Genomic DNA, 19,526 nt, shown 5'->3' on the forward strand with positions numbered 1-19,526 from the left:
GCTATGATTACGGTTTGCTTTCCCCTCCTCTGGCGGGTTTAACAGGAGTCGTTATGAAATACATTGGAGCGCACGTGAGCGCCTCCGGCGGCGTAGCCAACGCCGCCATTCGTGCAGCAGAATTAGGAGCGACCGCTTTCGCCCTGTTCACCAAAAATCAGCGCCAGTGGCGCGCCGCCCCTCTCACAACCGAAGTGATTGATGATTTCAAAGCGGCCTGCGAAAAATATCACTACACCGCCGCGCAGATCCTTCCCCACGACAGCTATCTGATTAACCTCGGTCACCCTGTGGAAGAGGCGCTGGAAAAATCTCGCGAAGCTTTTATTGATGAGCTCAGCCGCTGCCAGCAGCTTGGCCTGACGCTGCTGAACTTCCACCCTGGCAGCCACCTGATGCAAATTGATGAAGATAAGTGCCTGGCGCGTATCGCTGAATCCATCAACATCGCGCTGGCGCAAACCGAAGGCGTGACCGCGGTGATTGAAAACACGGCCGGTCAGGGCAGCAACCTTGGCTTTAAATTCGAACATCTGGCGGCCATCATCGACGGTGTGGAAGATAAATCCCGCGTCGGCGTCTGCATTGATACCTGCCACGCCTTTGCCGCCGGATACGATCTGCGTACCACTGACGAATGTGCAAAAACCTTTGCCGAATTTGAGCGTATCGTGGGCTTTAACTACCTGCGCGGGATGCACCTCAATGATGCAAAAAGCGCCTTCGGCAGCCGTGTCGACCGCCATAACAGCCTCGGTGAAGGCAATATCGGCCACGATGCCTTCCGCTGGATTATGCAGGACAACCGTTTTGACGGTATTCCGCTAATTCTGGAAACCACAAACCCGGATATCTGGGCGGAAGAGATTGCGTGGCTGAAAGCGCAGCAGGTTGCTGAAGAGGTGGCGTAAGCATGATTGACAGGGAGAAGCAGATCCTCAACATCCTGCGCCGTAACCCGCTTATTCAGCAAAACGAAATCGCCGACATTTTGCAGGTGAGTCGTTCACGCGTCGCGGCGCACATTATGGATCTCACGCGCAAAGGGTTAATCAAAGGTAAAGGCTACATCCTGACTGAACAGGATTACTGCGTCGTGCTGGGCGCAATCAATATGGATATTCGCGGGGTCGCTGATATCCATTATCCGCAAGCGGCCTCCCAGCCAGGCGATATTCGCTGTTCTGCCGGAGGTGTGGCACGTAATATCGCCCACAATCTGGCACTGCTGGGGCGGGATGTTCATTTACTCTCGGCGGTGGGCAGCGATTTTTATGGTGATATGTTGCTTGAGCAAACGCGTCAGGCCGGCGTAAATACCCAGAACTGCATTCGCCTGCATGGGCAAAATACCTCAACCTATTTATCGATTGCCAATCCGCAGGATGAAACGGTCCTGGCCATCAACGACACACATTTACTTGATGCGCTAACCCCCCAACTTCTCAACGCCTCGCGAGAGCTGCTCACGCATGCAGGGGTGATCCTCGTGGACTGCAATCTGACGCCACAAGCGCTGGAGTGGGTCTTTACGCTGGCCGGAAATATTCCGGTATTTGTGGATACCGTCTCAGAGTTTAAAGCGGAAAAAGTCAAAAGCTGGCTGGGTCGCATTCACACGTTAAAACCGACACGCCGTGAACTGGAAATCCTGTGGGGGAACGCCATCACTAATGATGAGCAGTTACGGTGTGCTGCTAACGATTTACACGCTCAGGGCATACAGCGCATCGCCGTTTGTCTGGAAGACGAGTCCGTCTTTTGTAGCGAAAAAGAGGGAGAAGCCTTTGCGCTGACGCCGCCAGCGCATCCGGTGGTGGACAGTTTTGGCGCTGATGACGCGCTGATGGCTGGGCTACTTTATAGCTTCCTCGACGGAAGCGAATTCAGAGACGGCGCACAATTTGCCGTTGCCTGTGCGGCCTTAACGCGTGCCAGCATCAGTATCAACAACCCAACACTCTCAGTTGACAACGCCTGGTATCTGCTAAAAAACAGCGCACAGTAATGTGCGCTGCTAACCGTTTTCATTACCCAAGGCTAATAAAGAAACCCGCAATGGTCGCACTCATTAAATTTGAGAGCGTTGCCGCAGCCAGCGCCCGCACACCCAACTGGGCGATTTCCGGTGCACGCTGGGGAGCAATGGCCGAAAATGCGCCCACAACGACGCCAATCGAACCGAAATTGGCAAATCCACAAAGGGCAAACGAGATAATCGCGATGGTTTTCACATCCAGCGAACCCGCGACTTGCAAGTATGGAGAGAAACTCAGATAGGCGACAAATTCATTGATTGCCAGTTTCTGCCCAATCAGGCTACCCGCAAGCGTAGCATCACTCCAGTCAACGCCCATAATCCACGCCAGCGGTGCCAGCACATAGCCAAAAATCCCTTCAAGGGATGCATGTTCAAAACCAAACCAACTGCCAACGCCCCCGATAATGCCGTTCAGCAACGCGATAATCGCCACAAATGCCATTACGACTGTCGCCACACCGGCGGCAATCTTCAGCCCGGTCATGGCCCCGCTCGCCGCTGCTTCAATAATGCTTTTTGGTGGCGTTTCGGTGAAGGAAAGATTCTCAAACGTTACCTGAGACTCTTCCGTCGCCGGGCTCATCAGTCTGGCGAACAGTATGCCACCGGGGATTGCCATTAATGACGCAGCCAGAAGATAGTCAATGGGCACGCCCATTCCGGCGTATCCGATCAACATCGATCCAGCAATCGAGGCCATACCGCTACAGATAGCGGTAAACAGTTCATTGCGGTTCAACTTCTCAATAAACGGCTTCACGATCGCCGGGATCTCATTCTGGCCGAGGAAAATCGTTGTTACCGCGACAAAAGATTCAACTTTGCTGATATTCAGTGCTTTCTGGAAAATACCGCCAAGAATACGGATCAGCAATCCCATCACGCCGATGTAGTAAAGCAGGCTTATCAGGGCAGTCACAAAGATAATGGCGGGCAAAACGCGGAACGCAAAGACAAACCCGGCCCCATCAAAAAGCACATCCATCTTGGGTCCAACCAATGAGCCAAAAATAAATGCACTCCCGGCATCGCTGTAGGACATCACTTTATGAACACCCATTGCCGCCTGCTCTACCAGCCATTTTCCTGGCGGGAAATAGAGCATGATGCCACCAATGGCAATCTGCAAAGCCAGCGCCACCCCTACAGTACGCAGGCTAATCCGTTTTTTATTCACCGAGAGTAAAAACGCAATGATCAGGAGTACCGCCATTCCCAGAACACTTCTCATAATATCCATAATGAATACCCTTACCTGGTGGAAAACCTGGCACAGGCCAGGTTTTCAAAAACAGAGTGACGGGCGACAGCCTCCTGCCCGATGCTGATTTACTGCAAACGCTGATACTCTTTGGCAATTTCGCAGGCCAGAATCGCGTTATTAAAGACCAACTGAATGTTAGATTTAAGACTGTCGCCGCCGGTCAGTTCAGCAACACGCGCCAGCAGGAACGGCGTACTTTCTTTCCCGACAATGCCCTGCTGTTCCGCCTCGGCCACCGCGCGATCAATTGCCGAATTGATCTGCTCTTCTGGCATGGCATATGCCTGAGGGATAGGATTGGCGATAACCAGACCACCGTTCAGGCCAGACTGCCATTTCACGGCCATCGCTCGTGCGATTTGCTCCGGTGTGTCCAGACGAATACTCACCTCGAACGGGCTGGTCCGACAGAAAAAGGCGGGTAACGCTTTTGTTTGATAGCCAATAAGCGGTACCCCAAATGTTTCGAGATATTCGGTTGTTAAACCCAGATCGAGAATAGATTTGGCACCGGCACAAACCACCGCAACATTGGTATGGGCGAGTTCCTGTAAGTCGGCTGAAATATCAAAGGTATGTTCGGCGCCCCGATGAACACCGCCAATCCCTCCCGTGGCAAAAACTTTAATACCGGCAAGAGCAGCAATAATCATGGTTGATGCAACGGTGGTTGCACCATTTATTCCAGCAGCCAAGACAAAGGGTAAATCACGGCGACTTACTTTGGTTACGCTGTGTCCTTCACGACCTAACAATTCAATTTCCTGCTGGCTGAGCCCAACTTTCATGACTCCGCCGATAATAGCGATAGTGGCAGGAACCGCACCGTGTTTGCGGATTGTCTCTTCCACTTCAATGGCCGTTTGTGCGTTTTGTGGAAATGGCATTCCATGGGAAATAATCGTCGATTCCAGTGCCACGACCGGTTTATTATCTGCAAGCGCTTGCTTAACTTCCGGTGAAATCTGTAATAAATCAGATGAAATAGTTAATTCTGACATTCTTTTCTCTCCACTAAAGCTAATACGTTAGAAAACGATAATTCAGGGTTGTTGGTATATTCAGATGAGAGCGCCATTGAGGCACACCCTTGGGAAAAACGAACGGATTCAGGTAATGAAAAACCTTCGTGCCAGCATGCAGCAAGCCCAGCCATCATGGCATCACCGGCTCCCGTAACGTTCACGACTTGCGTTTTCAGAGGCGATGACCAGCCAGATTCACCCTGCATATCACTGTAATAAACGCCGTCGCCCCCCATACTCAGAACCAGCCGTTGTAGGCCTTGTTGGTGGAACCATGCCGCGACAGCAGTGACATCCTGGCGTGAGACCAGAGGTATCCCACTCAATGTTTCCGCTTCAAGTCGGTTCGGTTTTAAGGTATGAATGTGAGGGAGCCAGTCACGGATTTTCACGCACTTCCACGCTGATACCGGATCGACAAAAATCGGCGTTTTACCTCGATGTTCCATTATCCATGCCAGGGCCGCCTCGCTGATGTTGCAATCAACAACGATGACGCGTGCTCCCCGAATAAATTCCCGATGTTGCGCCAAAAATTCTGGTGATAAGCATTCAGAGATGCTCATATCATTAATAGCAACCAGCATTTCACCGGTATTATCCAGAAGGGAAAGATAACTGGAGGTACTTTCCTCAGAAACTTTCAGGCATTTATCTACATGCACACCTGATAATTCTGTTTGCATAAGCAAAGACTGGCCATAAAAATCATCACCGACAGCCGTCAGAAGCCAGGAACTTTTACCGAGCAGTGCAATATTATGGGCAATATTCCTACCCACACCTCCCGGGGTAAACCTTATCTTTCCGGGATTTGAATCAGCATAATTCAATTGATTCTGCGAATATCCAGCGACATCCATGTTCGCAGAACCAATCGTAACAATATAATTATCTTCAAGCATAGAACGCCCCCGGACATATTCGTCCCTTTCATGCAGAGTTCGTTATTAACGCCATAAAACACACTTATTAAACACATGTTCACTATCGAACATGTGTTTATCCTGGCCAGGTATGAATGTAAAGTAAAGCTATCGAAAGGAGCGTTATGGAAGAGATATGAAGTGAATCACAAATATATTAGCAATATGCGTTTTGCATTATCAAAAGTGGGATTAAGGACACAATTATTTGAGACATGAAAAAAGGCGAAGATAATCTCCGCCCTTTTTAACAAGAAGATAAAACCTTACGCTGCTTTCGCGACCCCTTCCGCGTCAGCACGTTTCACCACTGCGTAGGACAAGCCTGCCACCAGCGTACCCGCCACAATCGCCAGCAGATAACCCAGAACCGGAGTGATTGCGCCAGGGATCAGCAGAACAAACAGACCGCCGTGCGGCGCCATCAGTTTTGCGCCTACCGCCATGGAGATAGCGCCGGTGATTGCGCCGCCAACGATACAGCATGGCAGAACACGCATCGGGTCACGCGCTGCGAAAGGAATTGCCCCTTCAGAGATGAAGCACAGACCCAGCACCAGCGCCGCCTTACCGCCTTCACGCTGACCTTTATGAAACTTGTTGCGCGCAACCAGCGTCGCAACGCCCATCGCCAGCGGTGGCACCATGCCCGCGGCCATAATTGCCGCCATCGGCGCGTAGGTTTGTGTACTGAGCAGACCGACGCCGAACGCATACGCCGCTTTATTCACCGGGCCACCCATGTCGGTACACATCATACCGCCGAGAATGGCACCCAGCAGAACGGCATTCGCCGTGCCCATGGTTTGCAGCCAGTGCGTCAGACCCGCCAGGATACCGGCAACCGGTTTACCGATAAGGTAGATCATCGCCAGGCCAACGATCAGGCTGGAGATCAGCGGAATGATCAGAATCGGTTTCAGCGCCTCCATGCTCGGCGGCAGTTTCAGCTTCGTGCTGATGGCTTTCGCCACGTAACCGGCAAGGAAGCCCGCGATGATACCGCCGATGAAGCCTGAACCGGTGCTAACGGCTAACATACCGCCAATCAGACCCGGCGTCAGGCCAGGACGGTCAGCAATTGAGAAGGCAATGAAGCCCGCCAGAACAGGAACCATCAGGGCAAAGGCTGAACCACCGCCGATTTGCATCAGCGCGGCAGCCAGCGTGTCCGGTACTTCGAACGCTTTGATACCAAAGGCAAAGGAGAGCGCGATACAAAGGCCGCCCGCCACCACCATCGGCAGCATGTAAGAAACACCGGTCAGTAGGTGGCGATAAGCGCCGCCGCCCTCTTTCTTCGCGCTGGTCGCGGCCTGGGTTTGGCCGGTCGGTTGATACGGCTTCGCTTCGGCCAGGGCTTTATCAAACTCCTGCGCCGTTTTCTTCAGCGCCAGGCCGGTCGAGGTGCGATACATCGGTTTACCGGCGAACTTCGCCAGATCCACTTCGATATCCGCCGCCACAATAACCAAATCGGCCTGCTCAACTTCTTCCGGGGTGATGGCATTGCCTGCGCCCACGGAGCCGCGGGTTTCAACCTTCACCCACATACCGCGTTTTTTGGCTTCAGTCTCAATCGCTTCCGCCGCCATAAAAGTATGTGCGACCCCGGTCGGGCATGCGGTTACCGCCACGATGCGTTTGACCGCGCCAGAGGTTGTGGGTGCCGCGATAGCCGGTGCTTCGTAAGGCAGCGCATGACCTTTCGCTTCGCCAAGGAACAGTTCTGGATGCGCGACTGCGCGATTGATATCACCCAGATAGACTTTCTTTCCGACCAGAGCGTTGTCTGTTGGTAAGGCTGATCCCAGCACAATCACCAGTTCCGCATCGTTCGGGTTATCAATCAGTTCGAGCTTTGCTTTTTGTGCCGCCGCGCTCAGCAGGGTTTTCGCCATGTAGGCGCGAGCCTGTCCGAGTCCGGCATCAATAATCAGCAGCGTTCTCATGATTTCTCTCCTGCTGTTAATTAAACGGTTGTAAGTCAACGCGCGCCATCATGGCCGCCAGTTGGGTACGGTCGGTAATGCCGACGTTGCTCTGACTAACGGCCAGTGCCGCTACTGCCGTCGCCAGACGCAGTGTGTGCTCGCTGGATTCACGCATCAGCAAGCCGTAAATCAGGCCACCGACCATGGAATCCCCTGCACCCACGGTGCTGACCACTTCCATTGAAGGCGGTTTAGCGATCCACTCACCAGAGGCATTTACCCACAACGCGCCTTCCGCGCCGAGGGAAATCACCACATGAGCGATACCCTGTTCACGCAGAGCGTGAGCCGCGTCAATCACGTCTTTCATTTCCGGCAGCTTGCGACCTGCCCAGATTTCCAGTTCGCGACGGTTCGGTTTCACCAGCCACGGCGCGGCTTTCAGGCCCGCCACCAGCGCCTCACGGCTGCTGTCGAAAATGATGCACGGACACTGGCTACGCAGACGCGTCATCCAGTCGGTAAACGCTTCCGGGCTGACGCCTGCCGGCAGGCTGCCGCTGACGCACACCATGTCGAACTGCCCCAGCCAGCTCAGGGAGTCGTTCACAAAACGTTCCCAGTCTGCGGCAGTCACGTCGAAACCGGAGAAGTTGAAGTCGGTGACTTCACCGTCTTTTTCCGTCAGCTTCACGTTAATGCGGGTACGCCCCTGCACCACCTGAAAACGGTTGGCGATGCCAAGTTCGCTGAACAGTTGCTGAAAACCGTCCTGGTTGTCTTTGCCGAGGAAGCCGCCGACGGTGACATCGATGCCCAGGTCCTTCAGCACTTTTGCAACGTTAATCCCTTTACCCGCGGCGTGCAGGCCGGTAGTGCGTACCAGGTTAACTTCGCCACGCTCAATTTCTGGCGTGAAGCCAACCAGATCGTAGGCCGGATTCAGTGTGATTGTTGCAACGCGTCTGCTCATTTATGCGCCCTCCCCGAGGCCAGAGGCGATCGCCTCTCCAATTGCGTCCAGTGCCTGACGAGCATCGTCCCCCTGAGCGGTGAAGCGCAGGCGATGGCCTTTCTTCACCCCGAGCGCGACAACTTTCATCAAACTACGACCGTTCGCCGGTTTACCGCTGCCATCAAGGTTGGTGACGGTGATATCACTGCTGAACTGTTTGATTGTATTGACTAACATGGTACCCGGACGGGCATGTAAGCCATGCTCGTTGCGCACCACAAACTCTTCGCTTAAGACGTCTTCCGCTGCCGCATCGTCGCTGGTCAGCAGCGCCAGCAGGGTAGCCGCATCGGCTTTCAGCAGACGTTCAGCTTTATTTTCCAGCAGCAGATTACTCAGTCGGCTGAGCACGGCTGTCGGTTGATCGTCCGCCATTGCCACGGTAATCAACATGGCAGCCTGAGATTCGCCCACGCTAACCGGGCTTGCCGCACGGCTCACCGCCACGGCGCTACGCAGGTTGCCGTTTACACCATCGCTCAGCCAGATACCCTGACCGAGATTCAACGGCTGTTCGTTAATCGCATGGGCGACAAAAGCGCTATCGACCGCTCCCGCCTCTTTCAGACGCGCGGCGTTCAGCGCCTGCAGCGTCACCAGATCGTTTGCCGCGACATCCAGCGACAGCGTATCGTTATCAAGCTTCAGCGATTCGCTCTGCTTTTCGCCCATCAGCAATGCACGCAGCTCTTCCGCCGTGGTGGCGCTTTTCAGCTGTTCAGCAACCGAGTCATCGCTCAGCACGTGCGTCAGCTGACGCAGCAGACCAAGGTGTTCATCTGAGCTTGCGGCAATACCGATAGCCACATACGCCGTTTGCCCTTCACCCCAGGTCACGCCCTGCGGGAACTGATAAACCTGGACGCCAGTTTTCAGCACCTGGTCACGCGTATCGGTGGTGCCGTGCGGAATGGCGATGCCATTGCCTAAGAAAGTGGACGTTTGTTGCTCACGCGCCAGCATCCCGGCGACGTAACCTTCCGCCACGTTGCCTGCACTGACCAGTGCTGAAGCAACCTGCCGAATAGCCTCTTCTTTATCCGCGGCCTGCTGACCGGGATGAATATCCTGAACAGATAACTGGAACATGGTTCTCCTCTCCTGCTGAATTGAATCGTTTCAGCTAACATGAGAAAAAAGGCGTCACCTTATGCCGAAAGAAAGGTCAGATGACGCTGAAACGTTTCAATGGAGTCTGTCCCTTTCTTAACCACCCTGCAAGATAAGTTGAATTTCTGATGTTTAAAGTTAGATCTACAGCACATTTTATTAGCATTAATGCCACAACTGCTGACGCGTAAATCGGCTGAATTTACAGCGTCAGCAAACGTCAGCTTGAGTGAGAATTATTTTGAAATAGCTTTTTAATTTTTTTGTGCGGAATTTGATGTAGATGACTGTTCATTTTCTGAGTGGCGACGTAAACTCCCGCCTCCTGTCACGCTAGCGATAAAGAGATATGCACAACAGTTCCGCCGCCGTTCCCCGACGTCCGTTTGATCTCACCTCATCGTCGTTTCTGATTGTCGCGTTTTTAACCGGTATCGCCGGGGCGTTGCAAACGCCGACCCTGAGCCTGTTTCTGAGCAATGAAGTCCACGTTCGCCCGGCGATGGTGGGTTTCTTCTTTACCGGTAGCGCGGTCATCGGCATTTTCGTCAGCCAGTTTCTGGCCAGTTGGTCAGATAAACGCGGCGATCGTAAAAACCTGATTGTCTTTTGCTGCCTGCTTGGGGTGATGGCGTGCATTCTTTTCGCCTGGAATCGCAACTACTTTATTCTTCTGTTTGTCGGCGTGTTCCTTAGTAGCTTTGGCTCTACCGCTAACCCGCAGATGTTCGCGCTTGCTCGCGAACATGCCGATAAAACGGGACGCGAAGCGGTAATGTTCAGTTCCATCATGCGTGCGCAGGTCTCACTGGCCTGGGTTATTGGCCCGCCGCTGTCCTACGCGCTGGCAATGGGGTTTGGTTTCACGACGATGTACCTGGCAGCCGCTGGCGCATTTGTTGTTTGCGGCGCGATGGTCTGGCTATTCCTCCCCACCATGCGCAAAGAGAAAGTGATGATCAGCGGCGCGATTCAGGCGCCGCGAACCAACCGAAAAGACGCCCTGCTGCTGTTCGCCATCTGCACGCTGATGTGGGGAACCAACAGCCTGTATATCATCAACATGCCGCTCTACATTATTAATGAGCTGCATCTGCCTGAAAAACTGGCTGGCGTAATGATGGGGACGGCGGCCGGCCTGGAAATACCGACAATGCTTATTGCCGGATATTTTGCAAAGAGGTTGGGTAAACGCTTTCTGATGCGTTTGGCCGCCGTCGCCGGACTGCTGTTCTACGCGGGTATGCTGACCTTCCATAACCCCATGCTGCTTCTGGCAATGCAGGTGCTGAATGCGATCTACATTGGGATCCTTGGCGGCATCGGAATGCTCTACTTTCAGGATTTGATGCCGGGCCAGGCGGGGTCAGCGACAACGCTTTATGCCAACACTTCACGCGTGGGCTGGATTATCGCCGGTTCGCTGGCGGGCGTTGTTGCGGAAATCTGGAACTACCATACGGTGTTCTGGATAGCGCTGGTTCTGTGCGTTTGTGCGGTTGGCTGTCTGGCAAGAATTAAAGACGTTTAAGGTGCCGTTAGCGCTTCAAGGGTCAAAAGCCATGTGATTGCCTCTGTGCGGTTCGCGCCGCACATCTCCGCGGACGGTTGAAGTCCGGCACAGACGTTAGGCCGCAGCGGCGAGGTGAAAATCTTACATCGCTGACGCTCGTCAAGCTGTACGCAGGGAGTGTTAGCCGGCTTGCCGTTCGGCATGCCAGGGATGGGGCTGGAGATAGACGGCGCAGTGCAGCAGGCCCCACAATCCGGGCGACATTCCATAATGTAGACTCTTATCAGGGGCGCAATGGCGCGCACAGTAACACCTTTTAGCGGAAGATAGCAAACCCCTTCAATTCCTCTTGCCTGAAAGGCCCGGCGCGAGTACTTTTACGCGATATTTTTGACACCCTTGTACACAGGATAATTGCAATGCCAAGAGCGAACGAAATTAAGAAAGGTATGGTGCTGAATTACAACGGCAAGCTGCTGATTGTAAAAGATATTGATATTCAGTCACCGAGCGCCCGTGGCGCTGCAACGCTGTATAAAATGCGTTTCTCTGATGTCCGCACCGGTCTGAAAGTCGAAGAACGTTTTAAAGGCGACGATCTGCTTGATACCGTGACTCTGAACCGCCGCTTTGTTGACTTCTCTTATGTTGATGGCAACGAGTACGTCTTTATGGATAAAGAAGACTATACCCCGTACACCTTCACCAAAGATCAGATTGAAGAAGAGCTGCTGTTTATTCCTGAAGGCGGCATGCCGGATATGCAGGTGCTGCTGTGGGACGGTCAGTTGCTGGCGCTGGAACTGCCGCAGACCGTTGATCTGGAAATCGTTGAAACGGCACCGGGTATTAAAGGTGCTTCTGCCAGCGCGCGCAACAAACCCGCTACGCTGACCACCGGCCTCGTTATTCAGGTTCCTGAATACCTGAGCGCAGGTGAAAAAATCCGTATTCATATTGAAGAAAAACGCTATATGGGCCGCGCGGACTAATCGCGATGCCTTCGCCTGATGCGCTTCGCTTATCAGGCCTACAAGGTCGGTGCATTTTATCAAATTGTATTCACTTGTAGGCCGGGCAAGCGCAGCGCCCCCGGCGAGCGCGGCGAAAATGCCTGATGCGCTTCGCTTATCAGGCCTACAAGGTCGGTGCAATTTATCAAATTGTATTCACTTGTAGGCCGGGCAAGCGCAGCGCCCCGGCAAAAATACAGGCTCTCGCATTAACGTAAAAAAGCCAGCTCAATGAGCTGGCTTTTTTTATTCTGAAACCAAGTTACAGCAAATCGCGAAATTTAGTCGCTTTCAGCGCCATCTCAACGCCACGCACTTCCGCCAGCCCTTTCAGACGACCAATCGCGGAATAACCTGGGTTGGTTTTCTTTTTCAGATCGTCAAGCATCTGATGGCCGTGGTCAGGACGCATCGGAATTGGACGCAGATCGCCGGCATTCTTACGACGCTGCTCTTCAGTCAGAATCGCATCAACCACCGCAACCATATTCACGTCGCCCTGTAAATGCGCAGCTTCGTGGAAGGTTTTCGGGTTGTCTTCACGGCAGGTGGAGCGCAGGTGCGTGAAGTGAATACGATCGCCGAAGGTTTGAATCATTTTCACCAGGTCGTTATCAGCGCGCACGCCATAAGAACCGGTGCACATGGTGAAGCCATTGTTGATGCTGTCGACGGTCTCTTTCAGCCACTGCATATCTTCGATGGTGGAAACGATACGCGGCAGGCCGAGGATCGGACGCGGCGGATCGTCCGGGTGAACCGCAAGGCGCACGCCCACTTCTTCAGCAACCGGCACAATCGCACGCAGGAAAACGGCCATGTTTTCACGCAGTTGCTCTTTGCTGATGTGATCGTACTCAGCCAGACGCGCACGGAACTGATCAAGGGTATAGCCCTCTTCCGCGCCCGGCAGGCCAGCAATGATATTGCGGGTCAGTTTTTCAATATCGGCAGCGGTCATAGCCTCGAAATAGGCTTTCGCTTGCTGCTGCTCTTCTGCGGTGTAATCAGCTTGCGCGCCTTCACGCTTGAGGATATGCAGCTCAAAAGCGGCAAACGCAATCTGGTCAAAACGCAGCGCTTTGGAACCATCTTCCAGCGTGTATTCGAGGTCAGTACGCGTCCAGTCAAGGATTGGCATAAAGTTGTAGCATACGGTATCAATGCCGCAGGTCGCCAGATTGCGAATGCTCTGCTGGTAGTTAGCAATCCAGGTTTTGTATTCGCCGGAAGCCGTTTTGATATCTTCGTGAACCGGGATACTTTCAACAACAGACCAGGTCAGCCCTTTTTCCGCCAGCATCGCCTGACGTTTTTGAATTTCTTCGACCGGCCACACCATGCCATTCGGGATGTGGTGCAGTGCAGTCACAACACCTGTGGCACCCGCCTGACGCACATCATCAAGGGAAACCGGATCATTTGGGCCGTACCAACGCCATGTTTGTTCCATCGCCTCAACCTCTCAACTTGTTATACCAATAAAATGTTCGTTAATGACGACTACCATACATGTTTATTCGTAGTGGTCAAATACGGCCCCTGCAATGATTGATCTGGCTCACATTACCCGGATAAATTCGGCACACCAATTTAATTTGTTGTCATATAACTTTACACTGGCATTGTTAATTACTGGTTAATTGGACGTGTAAAGAATGAAAACAATCGCCAACAGTACGCTCCCTGAGAATGTGCAACTGCCTCATTATGATAGAAAAGCGCTGCGCTCACGGATTGTGCATTTTGGTTTCGGCGCCTTCCATCGCGCGCATCAGGCGCTGCTGACTGACCGTGTACTGAATGCCGTGGGCGGCGATTGGGGGATCTGCGAGATCAGCCTGTTTAGCGGCGACCAGTTGATGAGCCAGCTTCGCGCACAGGATCATCTGTTCACGGTGCTGGAAAAAAGCGGTGACGGTAATCAACCAATAGTGATTGGCGCAGTGAATGAGTGCCTCAATGCCAAACTCGATTCGCTGGCCGCGATTATTGAGAAATTCTGTGAGCCGCAGGTGGCGATTGTTTCTCTGACAATCACCGAGAAAGGCTACTGCATCGACCCGGCGACCGGGCAATTGGACGTGAATCAGCCACGCATTGCACACGATCTCGGCCATCCGCAGGAACCCCACTCTGCGCCGGGTATTCTGGTCGAAGCCCTGCACCGCCGTCGCCAACGCGGACTGCCGGCTTTTACGGTTCTCTCCTGCGACAATATTCCGGACAACGGACACGTGGTGAAAAACGCCGTGATGGGAATGGCGAAACAGCGCGATCCGGCACTGGCGGCGTGGATATCAACGCATGTTACCTTTCCCGGCACCATGGTTGATCGCATCGTACCGGCGGCAACCGAGGCGTCGCTTGCGGAAATCACCGATGAGCTGGGCGGCGTGAACGATCCTTGTGCAATCAGCTGTGAGCCATTTATTCAGTGGGTTATTGAAGATAACTTCGTGGCGGGCCGCCCGGCATGGGAAATCGCCGGCGCGCAACTGGTTAACGATGTGTTGCCGTGGGAAGAGATGAAGTTACGCATGCTCAACGGTAGCCACTCGTTCCTGGCGTATCTCGGTTATCTGGCGGGTTATCAGCACATCAGCGACTGCATGCAGGACGCGGATTACCGCCTCGCCGCTCAACGTTTAATGATGACAGAACAGGCTCCTACACTGAAGATAACCGATGTGGACTTAGGCGCTTACGCCGAGAGCCTGATGAGCCGATTTAGCAACCCGGCGCTGAAGCATCGTACCTGGCAAATCGCGATGGACGGTAGCCAGAAGCTGCCACAGCGCCTGCTGGACGGCATTCGCGTTCATCTGGCGCAGAACACAGCGTGGCCGTTGCTGGCATTAGGCGTCGCGGGCTGGATGCGTTATGTCAGCGGCATCGACGATGCGGGTGAAAAAATTGATGTGCGCGACCCGTTATCCGAGAAGATCGCCCGGATCGTTGCCGACAGCCGTGACGAAGAACGCGTCACCGCCCTGTTAACACTCAGTGAAATCTTTGGCAGCGACCTGCCGCGCAACGCGACCTTTGTCGAAAATATCCAACAGGCATGGCAGCGTCTGGTGCAACTCGGTGCACGTCAGGCCATTATCACAACCCTGAATAGTTAACAATTTCTGCTGTTATGCGAAGAGAAATCATTTCTCTTCGCGAATTACTTCTCTTTTCATCGCCTTTTCGCCAGGATTAATGCAACCCGTAGCAACATTGCAGATTTTTATCCTGGAGTTTTCGTGACAAAGACCAACCTGATAACCGGTTTTCTCGGTAGCGGTAAAACCACCTCCATCCTCCATCTGCTCGCGAATAAACCAGCCGATGAGAAGTGGGCGGTGCTGGTAAATGAGTTCGGCGAAGTGGGCATTGATGGCGCGCTGTTGGCCGATAGCGGTGCGCTGCTCAAAGAGATCCCCGGCGGTTGTATGTGTTGTGTGAATGGTTTGCCAATGCAGGTGGGCCTGAATACGCTGCTGCGTCAGGGCAAGCCAGACCGTCTGCTCATTGAGCCCACCGGGCTGGGCCATCCTAAGCAGATCCTCGATATTCTCACCGCCGCGGTCTACGAGCCATGGATCGACCTGCGGGCGACACTTTGCATACTTGACCCGCGTCAGCTGCTGGATGAGAAAGTGGTGCTCAATGAGAACTTCCGCGACCAACTCGCCGCCGCCGATATCATCATTGCCAATAAAGGCGATCGCGCGACGGCGGAAAGCGAGCAGGCCCTGGAAAGCTGGTGGCAACAATACGGCAACAATCGTCAGCGGGTTAGCGCGACGCAGGGTAACATTGATATCGCCCTCCTCGACCAGCCGCGAAGCAATCTCACACAGCTCCCTGCCAGCGCCGCACACTCGCACGCGCATTCGGAGAAAAAAGGGCTCGCCGCGCTCAGCCTGCCGGAACATCAACGCTGGCGTCGCAGCCTGAATAGCGGCCAGGGTTATCAATCCTGCGGCTGGATTTTTGACGCCGACACAACTTTCGACACCGTGGGGATTCTCGAATGGGCACGTCTTGCTCCCGTTCAGCGCGTTAAAGCGGTCATGCGGATCCCGGAAGGGCTGGTGCGGATAAACCGCCAGGGTGCAGATCTGCACATTGAAACGCAGAGTGTCGCACCGCCGGACAGTCGCATCGAGCTGATTAATGATGCGGATGCCGACTGGAATGGGTTGCAAACCACTCTGTTGAAGCTCCGTTTAGCGTAAAAGCGCTAAGGTTGCGGTCGTTGTTGAATTAAGGTGATGAAAAAATGAAAACGCGATATCCGTTAATCCTGCTGCTGAACGCTGCGGGCATAGCGCTCTTTTTATGCTGGTTCCTGCCGCCCAACCATGGCGTCTGGTTTAATGTTGATTCCGCGATTTTCCACTTCTTCAATCACGGGCTCGATGAGAGCCGCGTTTATCAGTGGTTCCTCGCTATAACCAACAACCGCGCCTTTGATGGCTGTTCGCTGCTGGCCATGGGCTGCCTGATGCTTAGCTTCTGGCTGAAAGAGGATTCCGCTGGCCGTCGCCGGATAATTATTATTGGCCTGGTCATGCTGCTTTCCGCAGTAATTATTAACCAGCTGGCACAGAATTTGATGCCGGTTAAGCGCGCCAGCCCAACGCTATTTTTCCCGGATACCCATCGGGTGAGCGATTATTTGCACATCTCGACCAAGGATGCTTCACGGGATAGTTTCCCAGGCGACCACGGCATGATGCTGCTCATTTTTTCAACATTCATGTGGCGTTATTTTGGTAAAAAAGCGTTCGCCATCGCGCTGGCTATTTTCGTGATTTTTGCCTTCCCGCGCGTAATGATTGGCGCACACTGGTTTACTGATATCGCCGTGGGTTCTCTGACAGCCGTGTTGATTGGCATTCCGTGGGTATTGATGACCCCGCTGAGTGACAAAGCAATATCGCTTTTTGAACGTTATCTTCCGCGGTTCAATATGGCCCAATCCGAAAATAAATAACGGACGTTATAAAATTATCATCAGGGATCGTTTTAGATCCCTGATTTATCTCCGCCGATAAATCATTCTGAATAACGTTTTCCGCCACAAATATTCGCCTTAAGAATGAGAGAGTTGCCTATTTTTCAGGCTAAATTGACACTATTTTACGCATTCACAAATTTTAACTTTCTGTATCACAATTTCTTATAAGAAATCCTGTAAAACCACTCGCAATGCCCTTGTCAATCGGGTAATCTCAATCGCGTTTGCCAATAATGAGCAATTATTCTCACAGTGAATAAATTTGTGCGCTAGTCCACAGATCTGACTTTAAAGAATTGTCTCATTGTTAGCGTGTATTTAGTCTCAGACGCGTTTGGCATTTTTTATAACGACATTGTCGTTAAGGACTTCAAGGGAAAACACATAAAATGGTCAAATCTCAACCAATCTTGAGATATATCTTGCGAGCGATTCCAGCAGTAGCAGTTGCGGTTCTGCTTTCTGCCTGTAGTACAACAAAAGACACCGCCAGGAATATGCATTCTGAGACGCATGCTGTGGGCACCAACGATGCCTCGTCACTGCAAGCCTCTCAGGATGAATTTGAATCAATGGTACGCAACCTCGACGTGAAATCACGTTTGATGGATCAGTACGCAGGCTGGAAAGGCGTTCGTTATCGTTTAGGCGGTGACACCAAACGCGGCGTTGATTGCTCCAGCTTTGTACAGCGCACCTTCCGCGAACAATTTGGTTTAGAGCTGCCGCGTTCTACGTGGGAACAGCAGGAAACCGGTAAATCCGTTTCTCGTAGCCAGCTTCGCACCGGCGATTTAGTTCTGTTCCGTGCAGGATCAACAGGTCGTCATGTCGGCATCTATATCGGTAATAATCAGTTCGTTCACGCGTCTACCAGCAGCGGTGTTACGATCTCCAGCATGAATGAACCATACTGGAAGAAGCGCTATAATGAAGCGCGCCGAGTGTTAAGCCGCTCTTAATATCACTTGCTGTCAGTATCCCTTGATTGACCGCAAGCATAAGAAAGCACTGCTCTGGCAGTGCTTTTTTTTTCCTGATGATTTTGCAAAACCGATTTAAATAACCGAGACCCGCAATCTTTATGCTAAGCCGCAAAACGCTGTTAAGCCGCAGAATCGCCATCACCAGTTTGTTGGTCGGCGTGGTATTTGCTCTGCTGGCAGGCGGTACTCAGTTTTACGTCTCTTACCACAAACGCACCGAGCAGTTTGACAACACCATTACCGAGCTGAAAACCTATCTCAACAGCTATTTTGGCGAGGTGCTCAGTACTATCGATACGCTGCAACCGCTGACCATGAGTTTGTGTGAGGACGTCTCCTCTGAGCTCACTTCGCGGGCGGCTTTTAGTCTTAATATTCGCGCTTTTCTACTGGTCAAAGACGGCCATGCGTTTTGTTCATCGGCAACAGGGCCGCTGGATATCGCGATTAAAGATCTCGTCCCTGCTCTTGACCTGTCACAAAATAAAGCGATGACGATTTTGCCCGGCACCCCCATGATGCCGCACCGCCCGGCATTTATTCTGTGGGCGCGTAGCCCACTGTTGGCTGACCGAGGGGTATTTACGTCCATCAACGCCAATCTGATGCCGTGGATACTGAATTCATCGAAACAGAGTCAGTACAGTGGCATCGCGCTGGTGATTAATGGCAATACGGCGATCTCAACTTTTAACCACCAGCCCGTGGCGCTGACAAGCATTGAAAATAGCCCCATTCGCCGGGCTAAAATCAACGGCGTGCCGCTGGAGATTTATCTCTATGGCAACGAAGTCGCCACGGATAATATGCTTTACGCACTGCTGTTAGGGGCGATGTGTGGCCTGCTGAGTGGAATTTTGTGCGCCTACGTAATGACGATAAGAATGCGGCCTGGCCGGGAAATTCTATCGGCAATTACCCGAAATCAGTTTCACGTGGTCTACCAGCCGGTGGTGCATGCCAGCGATTTGCATATTGGCGGCGTGGAAGTGCTGATGCGCTGGACGCATCCTGTTGCCGGCAATATTCCTCCCGACGCCTTTATCAGTTTCGCAGAGGGGCAAAACCTGATGGTTCCTCTCACCCGCCATCTTTTTGAGTTAATTGCCAACGATGCGCCTGCGCTGCAAAAAGTGCTGCCGCCCGGCACAAAGCTTGGGATTAATATCTCGCCAAGTCATCTGCACGCTGAGAGCTTCAAACAGGATATCCGTCATCTGCTTGCCAGTTTGCCTGAGAACTATTTCCAGGTGGTGCTGGAGCTCACCGAGCGCGACATGCTCAACGAAAAGCAGGCGGTGAAACTGTTTGAATGGCTACACGGCGAGGGCATAGAAATTGCCATTGACGATTTCGGTACCGGTCATAGCGCGCTGATTTATCTTGAGCGCTTCACGCTGGATTATCTGAAAATCGACCGTGGTTTTGTCAAAGCCATTGGCACGGAAACGGTCACCTCGCCGGTACTGGACACTGTACTGACGCTTACGCATCGTCTAAATCTGGTCACCGTGGCAGAAGGCGTGGAGACGCAGGAGCAGGCAACGTGGCTGCGCGACCACGGCGTCGATTTCCTGCAGGGCTACTGGATAAGCCGACCGCTCACTCTCCCTCAGCTTGTTGAGGCGCATAATGAGCCTGCGAAATATTTCACAAGCCGCTAAGGGTCAATTATGATTCAAGGA

At 52.8% G+C, this 19,526-nt stretch carries 17 protein-coding genes; 9 read left to right on the forward strand and 8 right to left on the reverse strand.

What is annotated here, in order from left to right; genetic code table 11:
- Positions 1 to 53: 53 nt before the first annotated feature.
- Both nfo and DBY68_RS00620 read left to right on the forward strand, forming a co-directional pair.
- Positions 54 to 911 (forward strand): deoxyribonuclease IV, encoded by an 858-nt coding sequence (gene nfo, locus DBY68_RS00615; protein WP_108473655.1) that lies wholly within the window; start codon positions 54 to 56, stop codon positions 909 to 911.
- Between the two features lie 2 nt (positions 912 to 913).
- Positions 914 to 2,008 (forward strand): sugar kinase, encoded by a 1,095-nt coding sequence (locus DBY68_RS00620; protein WP_108473654.1) that lies wholly within the window; start codon positions 914 to 916, stop codon positions 2,006 to 2,008.
- Positions 2,009 to 2,030: 22 nt separating this feature from the next.
- On the opposite strand, the gene DBY68_RS00625 is transcribed toward DBY68_RS00620, so the two are convergent.
- From DBY68_RS00625 to fruB, 6 genes are all read right to left on the reverse strand, one after another.
- On the reverse strand, positions 2,031 to 3,281 hold the full coding sequence (locus tag DBY68_RS00625; RefSeq protein WP_108473653.1) for a NupC/NupG family nucleoside CNT transporter: 1,251 nt from the start codon (positions 3,279 to 3,281) through the stop codon (positions 2,031 to 2,033).
- Positions 3,282 to 3,370: 89 nt separating this feature from the next.
- Positions 3,371 to 4,306: a pseudouridine-5'-phosphate glycosidase gene (locus DBY68_RS00630; RefSeq protein ID WP_108473652.1), complete on the reverse strand. Its 936-nt coding sequence runs from the start codon at positions 4,304 to 4,306 to the stop codon at positions 3,371 to 3,373.
- Positions 4,294 to 5,235 carry a pseudouridine kinase gene (locus DBY68_RS00635; protein WP_108473651.1) on the reverse strand — a complete coding sequence of 314 codons (942 nt, stop codon included), beginning with the start codon at positions 5,233 to 5,235 and terminating at the stop codon, positions 4,294 to 4,296. The genes DBY68_RS00630 and DBY68_RS00635 overlap by 13 nt, the downstream gene beginning before the upstream one ends.
- Before the next feature lie 287 nt (positions 5,236 to 5,522).
- On the reverse strand, positions 5,523 to 7,208 hold the full coding sequence (gene fruA / locus DBY68_RS00640; RefSeq protein WP_108473650.1) for a PTS fructose transporter subunit IIBC: 1,686 nt from the start codon (positions 7,206 to 7,208) through the stop codon (positions 5,523 to 5,525).
- Positions 7,209 to 7,224: 16 nt separating this feature from the next.
- Complete coding sequence (gene fruK, locus DBY68_RS00645; RefSeq protein ID WP_108473649.1) at positions 7,225 to 8,163, reverse strand: 1-phosphofructokinase; 939 nt, start codon at positions 8,161 to 8,163, stop codon at positions 7,225 to 7,227.
- Positions 8,164 to 9,294 carry a fused PTS fructose transporter subunit IIA/HPr protein gene (fruB, locus tag DBY68_RS00650; protein WP_108473648.1) on the reverse strand — a complete coding sequence of 377 codons (1,131 nt, stop codon included), beginning with the start codon at positions 9,292 to 9,294 and terminating at the stop codon, positions 8,164 to 8,166. It abuts the gene before it with no gap.
- A 370-nt stretch (positions 9,295 to 9,664) separates the two neighbouring features.
- On the opposite strand from fruB, the gene setB reads away from it, so the two are divergent.
- Complete coding sequence (setB, locus tag DBY68_RS00655; protein ID WP_108473647.1) at positions 9,665 to 10,846, forward strand: sugar efflux transporter SetB; 1,182 nt, start codon at positions 9,665 to 9,667, stop codon at positions 10,844 to 10,846.
- On the opposite strand, the gene DBY68_RS00660 is transcribed toward setB, so the two are convergent.
- Positions 10,843 to 11,097: a YkgJ family cysteine cluster protein gene (locus tag DBY68_RS00660; RefSeq protein ID WP_108473781.1), complete on the reverse strand. Its 255-nt coding sequence runs from the start codon at positions 11,095 to 11,097 to the stop codon at positions 10,843 to 10,845. The genes setB and DBY68_RS00660 overlap by 4 nt on opposite strands.
- A 150-nt stretch (positions 11,098 to 11,247) precedes the next feature.
- On the opposite strand from DBY68_RS00660, the gene yeiP reads away from it, so the two are divergent.
- Positions 11,248 to 11,820: an elongation factor P-like protein YeiP gene (yeiP, locus tag DBY68_RS00665; protein WP_015963720.1), complete on the forward strand. Its 573-nt coding sequence runs from the start codon at positions 11,248 to 11,250 to the stop codon at positions 11,818 to 11,820.
- A 283-nt stretch (positions 11,821 to 12,103) separates the two neighbouring features.
- Here yeiP and uxuA read toward each other — a convergent pair whose 3' ends face one another.
- Positions 12,104 to 13,294: a mannonate dehydratase gene (gene uxuA, locus DBY68_RS00670; protein WP_108473646.1), complete on the reverse strand. Its 1,191-nt coding sequence runs from the start codon at positions 13,292 to 13,294 to the stop codon at positions 12,104 to 12,106.
- Between the two features lie 205 nt (positions 13,295 to 13,499).
- On the opposite strand from uxuA, the gene DBY68_RS00675 reads away from it, so the two are divergent.
- From DBY68_RS00675 to DBY68_RS00695, 5 genes are all read left to right on the forward strand, one after another.
- Positions 13,500 to 14,969 (forward strand): fructuronate reductase, encoded by a 1,470-nt coding sequence (locus DBY68_RS00675; RefSeq protein ID WP_108473645.1) that lies wholly within the window; start codon positions 13,500 to 13,502, stop codon positions 14,967 to 14,969.
- A 123-nt stretch (positions 14,970 to 15,092) separates the two neighbouring features.
- Positions 15,093 to 16,070 carry a GTP-binding protein gene (locus tag DBY68_RS00680; protein WP_108473644.1) on the forward strand — a complete coding sequence of 326 codons (978 nt, stop codon included), beginning with the start codon at positions 15,093 to 15,095 and terminating at the stop codon, positions 16,068 to 16,070.
- Between the two features lie 44 nt (positions 16,071 to 16,114).
- Complete coding sequence (locus DBY68_RS00685) at positions 16,115 to 16,831, forward strand: phosphatase PAP2 family protein (protein WP_108473643.1); 717 nt, start codon at positions 16,115 to 16,117, stop codon at positions 16,829 to 16,831.
- A 413-nt stretch (positions 16,832 to 17,244) separates the two neighbouring features.
- A complete protein-coding gene (gene mepS / locus DBY68_RS00690; RefSeq protein ID WP_108473642.1) occupies positions 17,245 to 17,817 on the forward strand; it encodes a bifunctional murein DD-endopeptidase/murein LD-carboxypeptidase in 573 nt (190 codons plus the stop codon).
- Positions 17,818 to 17,939: 122 nt separating this feature from the next.
- Positions 17,940 to 19,505: a cyclic di-GMP phosphodiesterase gene (locus DBY68_RS00695; RefSeq protein ID WP_108473641.1), complete on the forward strand. Its 1,566-nt coding sequence runs from the start codon at positions 17,940 to 17,942 to the stop codon at positions 19,503 to 19,505.
- Positions 19,506 to 19,526: the final 21 nt, after the last annotated feature.

It is taken from the genome of Pseudocitrobacter sp. RIT415, assembly GCF_003057695.2.
GTDB classification, from domain to species: domain Bacteria; phylum Pseudomonadota; class Gammaproteobacteria; order Enterobacterales; family Enterobacteriaceae; genus Pseudocitrobacter; species Pseudocitrobacter faecalis.

Coding starts and splice junctions, on each gene's coding strand:
- nfo (WP_108473655.1), top strand. CDS start 54: ATGAAATACATTGGAGCGCACGTGAGCGCCTCCGGCGGCGTAGCCAAC.
- DBY68_RS00620 (WP_108473654.1), top strand. CDS start 914: ATGATTGACAGGGAGAAGCAGATCCTCAACATCCTGCGCCGTAACCCG.
- DBY68_RS00625 (WP_108473653.1), bottom strand. CDS start 3,281: ATGGATATTATGAGAAGTGTTCTGGGAATGGCGGTACTCCTGATCATT.
- DBY68_RS00630 (WP_108473652.1), bottom strand. CDS start 4,306: ATGTCAGAATTAACTATTTCATCTGATTTATTACAGATTTCACCGGAA.
- DBY68_RS00635 (WP_108473651.1), bottom strand. CDS start 5,235: ATGCTTGAAGATAATTATATTGTTACGATTGGTTCTGCGAACATGGAT.
- fruA (WP_108473650.1), bottom strand. CDS start 7,208: ATGAGAACGCTGCTGATTATTGATGCCGGACTCGGACAGGCTCGCGCC.
- fruK (WP_108473649.1), bottom strand. CDS start 8,163: ATGAGCAGACGCGTTGCAACAATCACACTGAATCCGGCCTACGATCTG.
- fruB (WP_108473648.1), bottom strand. CDS start 9,294: ATGTTCCAGTTATCTGTTCAGGATATTCATCCCGGTCAGCAGGCCGCG.
- setB (WP_108473647.1), top strand. CDS start 9,665: ATGCACAACAGTTCCGCCGCCGTTCCCCGACGTCCGTTTGATCTCACC.
- DBY68_RS00660 (WP_108473781.1), bottom strand. CDS start 11,097: ATGGAATGTCGCCCGGATTGTGGGGCCTGCTGCACTGCGCCGTCTATC.
- yeiP (WP_015963720.1), top strand. CDS start 11,248: ATGCCAAGAGCGAACGAAATTAAGAAAGGTATGGTGCTGAATTACAAC.
- uxuA (WP_108473646.1), bottom strand. CDS start 13,294: ATGGAACAAACATGGCGTTGGTACGGCCCAAATGATCCGGTTTCCCTT.
- DBY68_RS00675 (WP_108473645.1), top strand. CDS start 13,500: ATGAAAACAATCGCCAACAGTACGCTCCCTGAGAATGTGCAACTGCCT.
- DBY68_RS00685 (WP_108473643.1), top strand. CDS start 16,115: ATGAAAACGCGATATCCGTTAATCCTGCTGCTGAACGCTGCGGGCATA.
- mepS (WP_108473642.1), top strand. CDS start 17,245: ATGGTCAAATCTCAACCAATCTTGAGATATATCTTGCGAGCGATTCCA.
- DBY68_RS00695 (WP_108473641.1), top strand. CDS start 17,940: ATGCTAAGCCGCAAAACGCTGTTAAGCCGCAGAATCGCCATCACCAGT.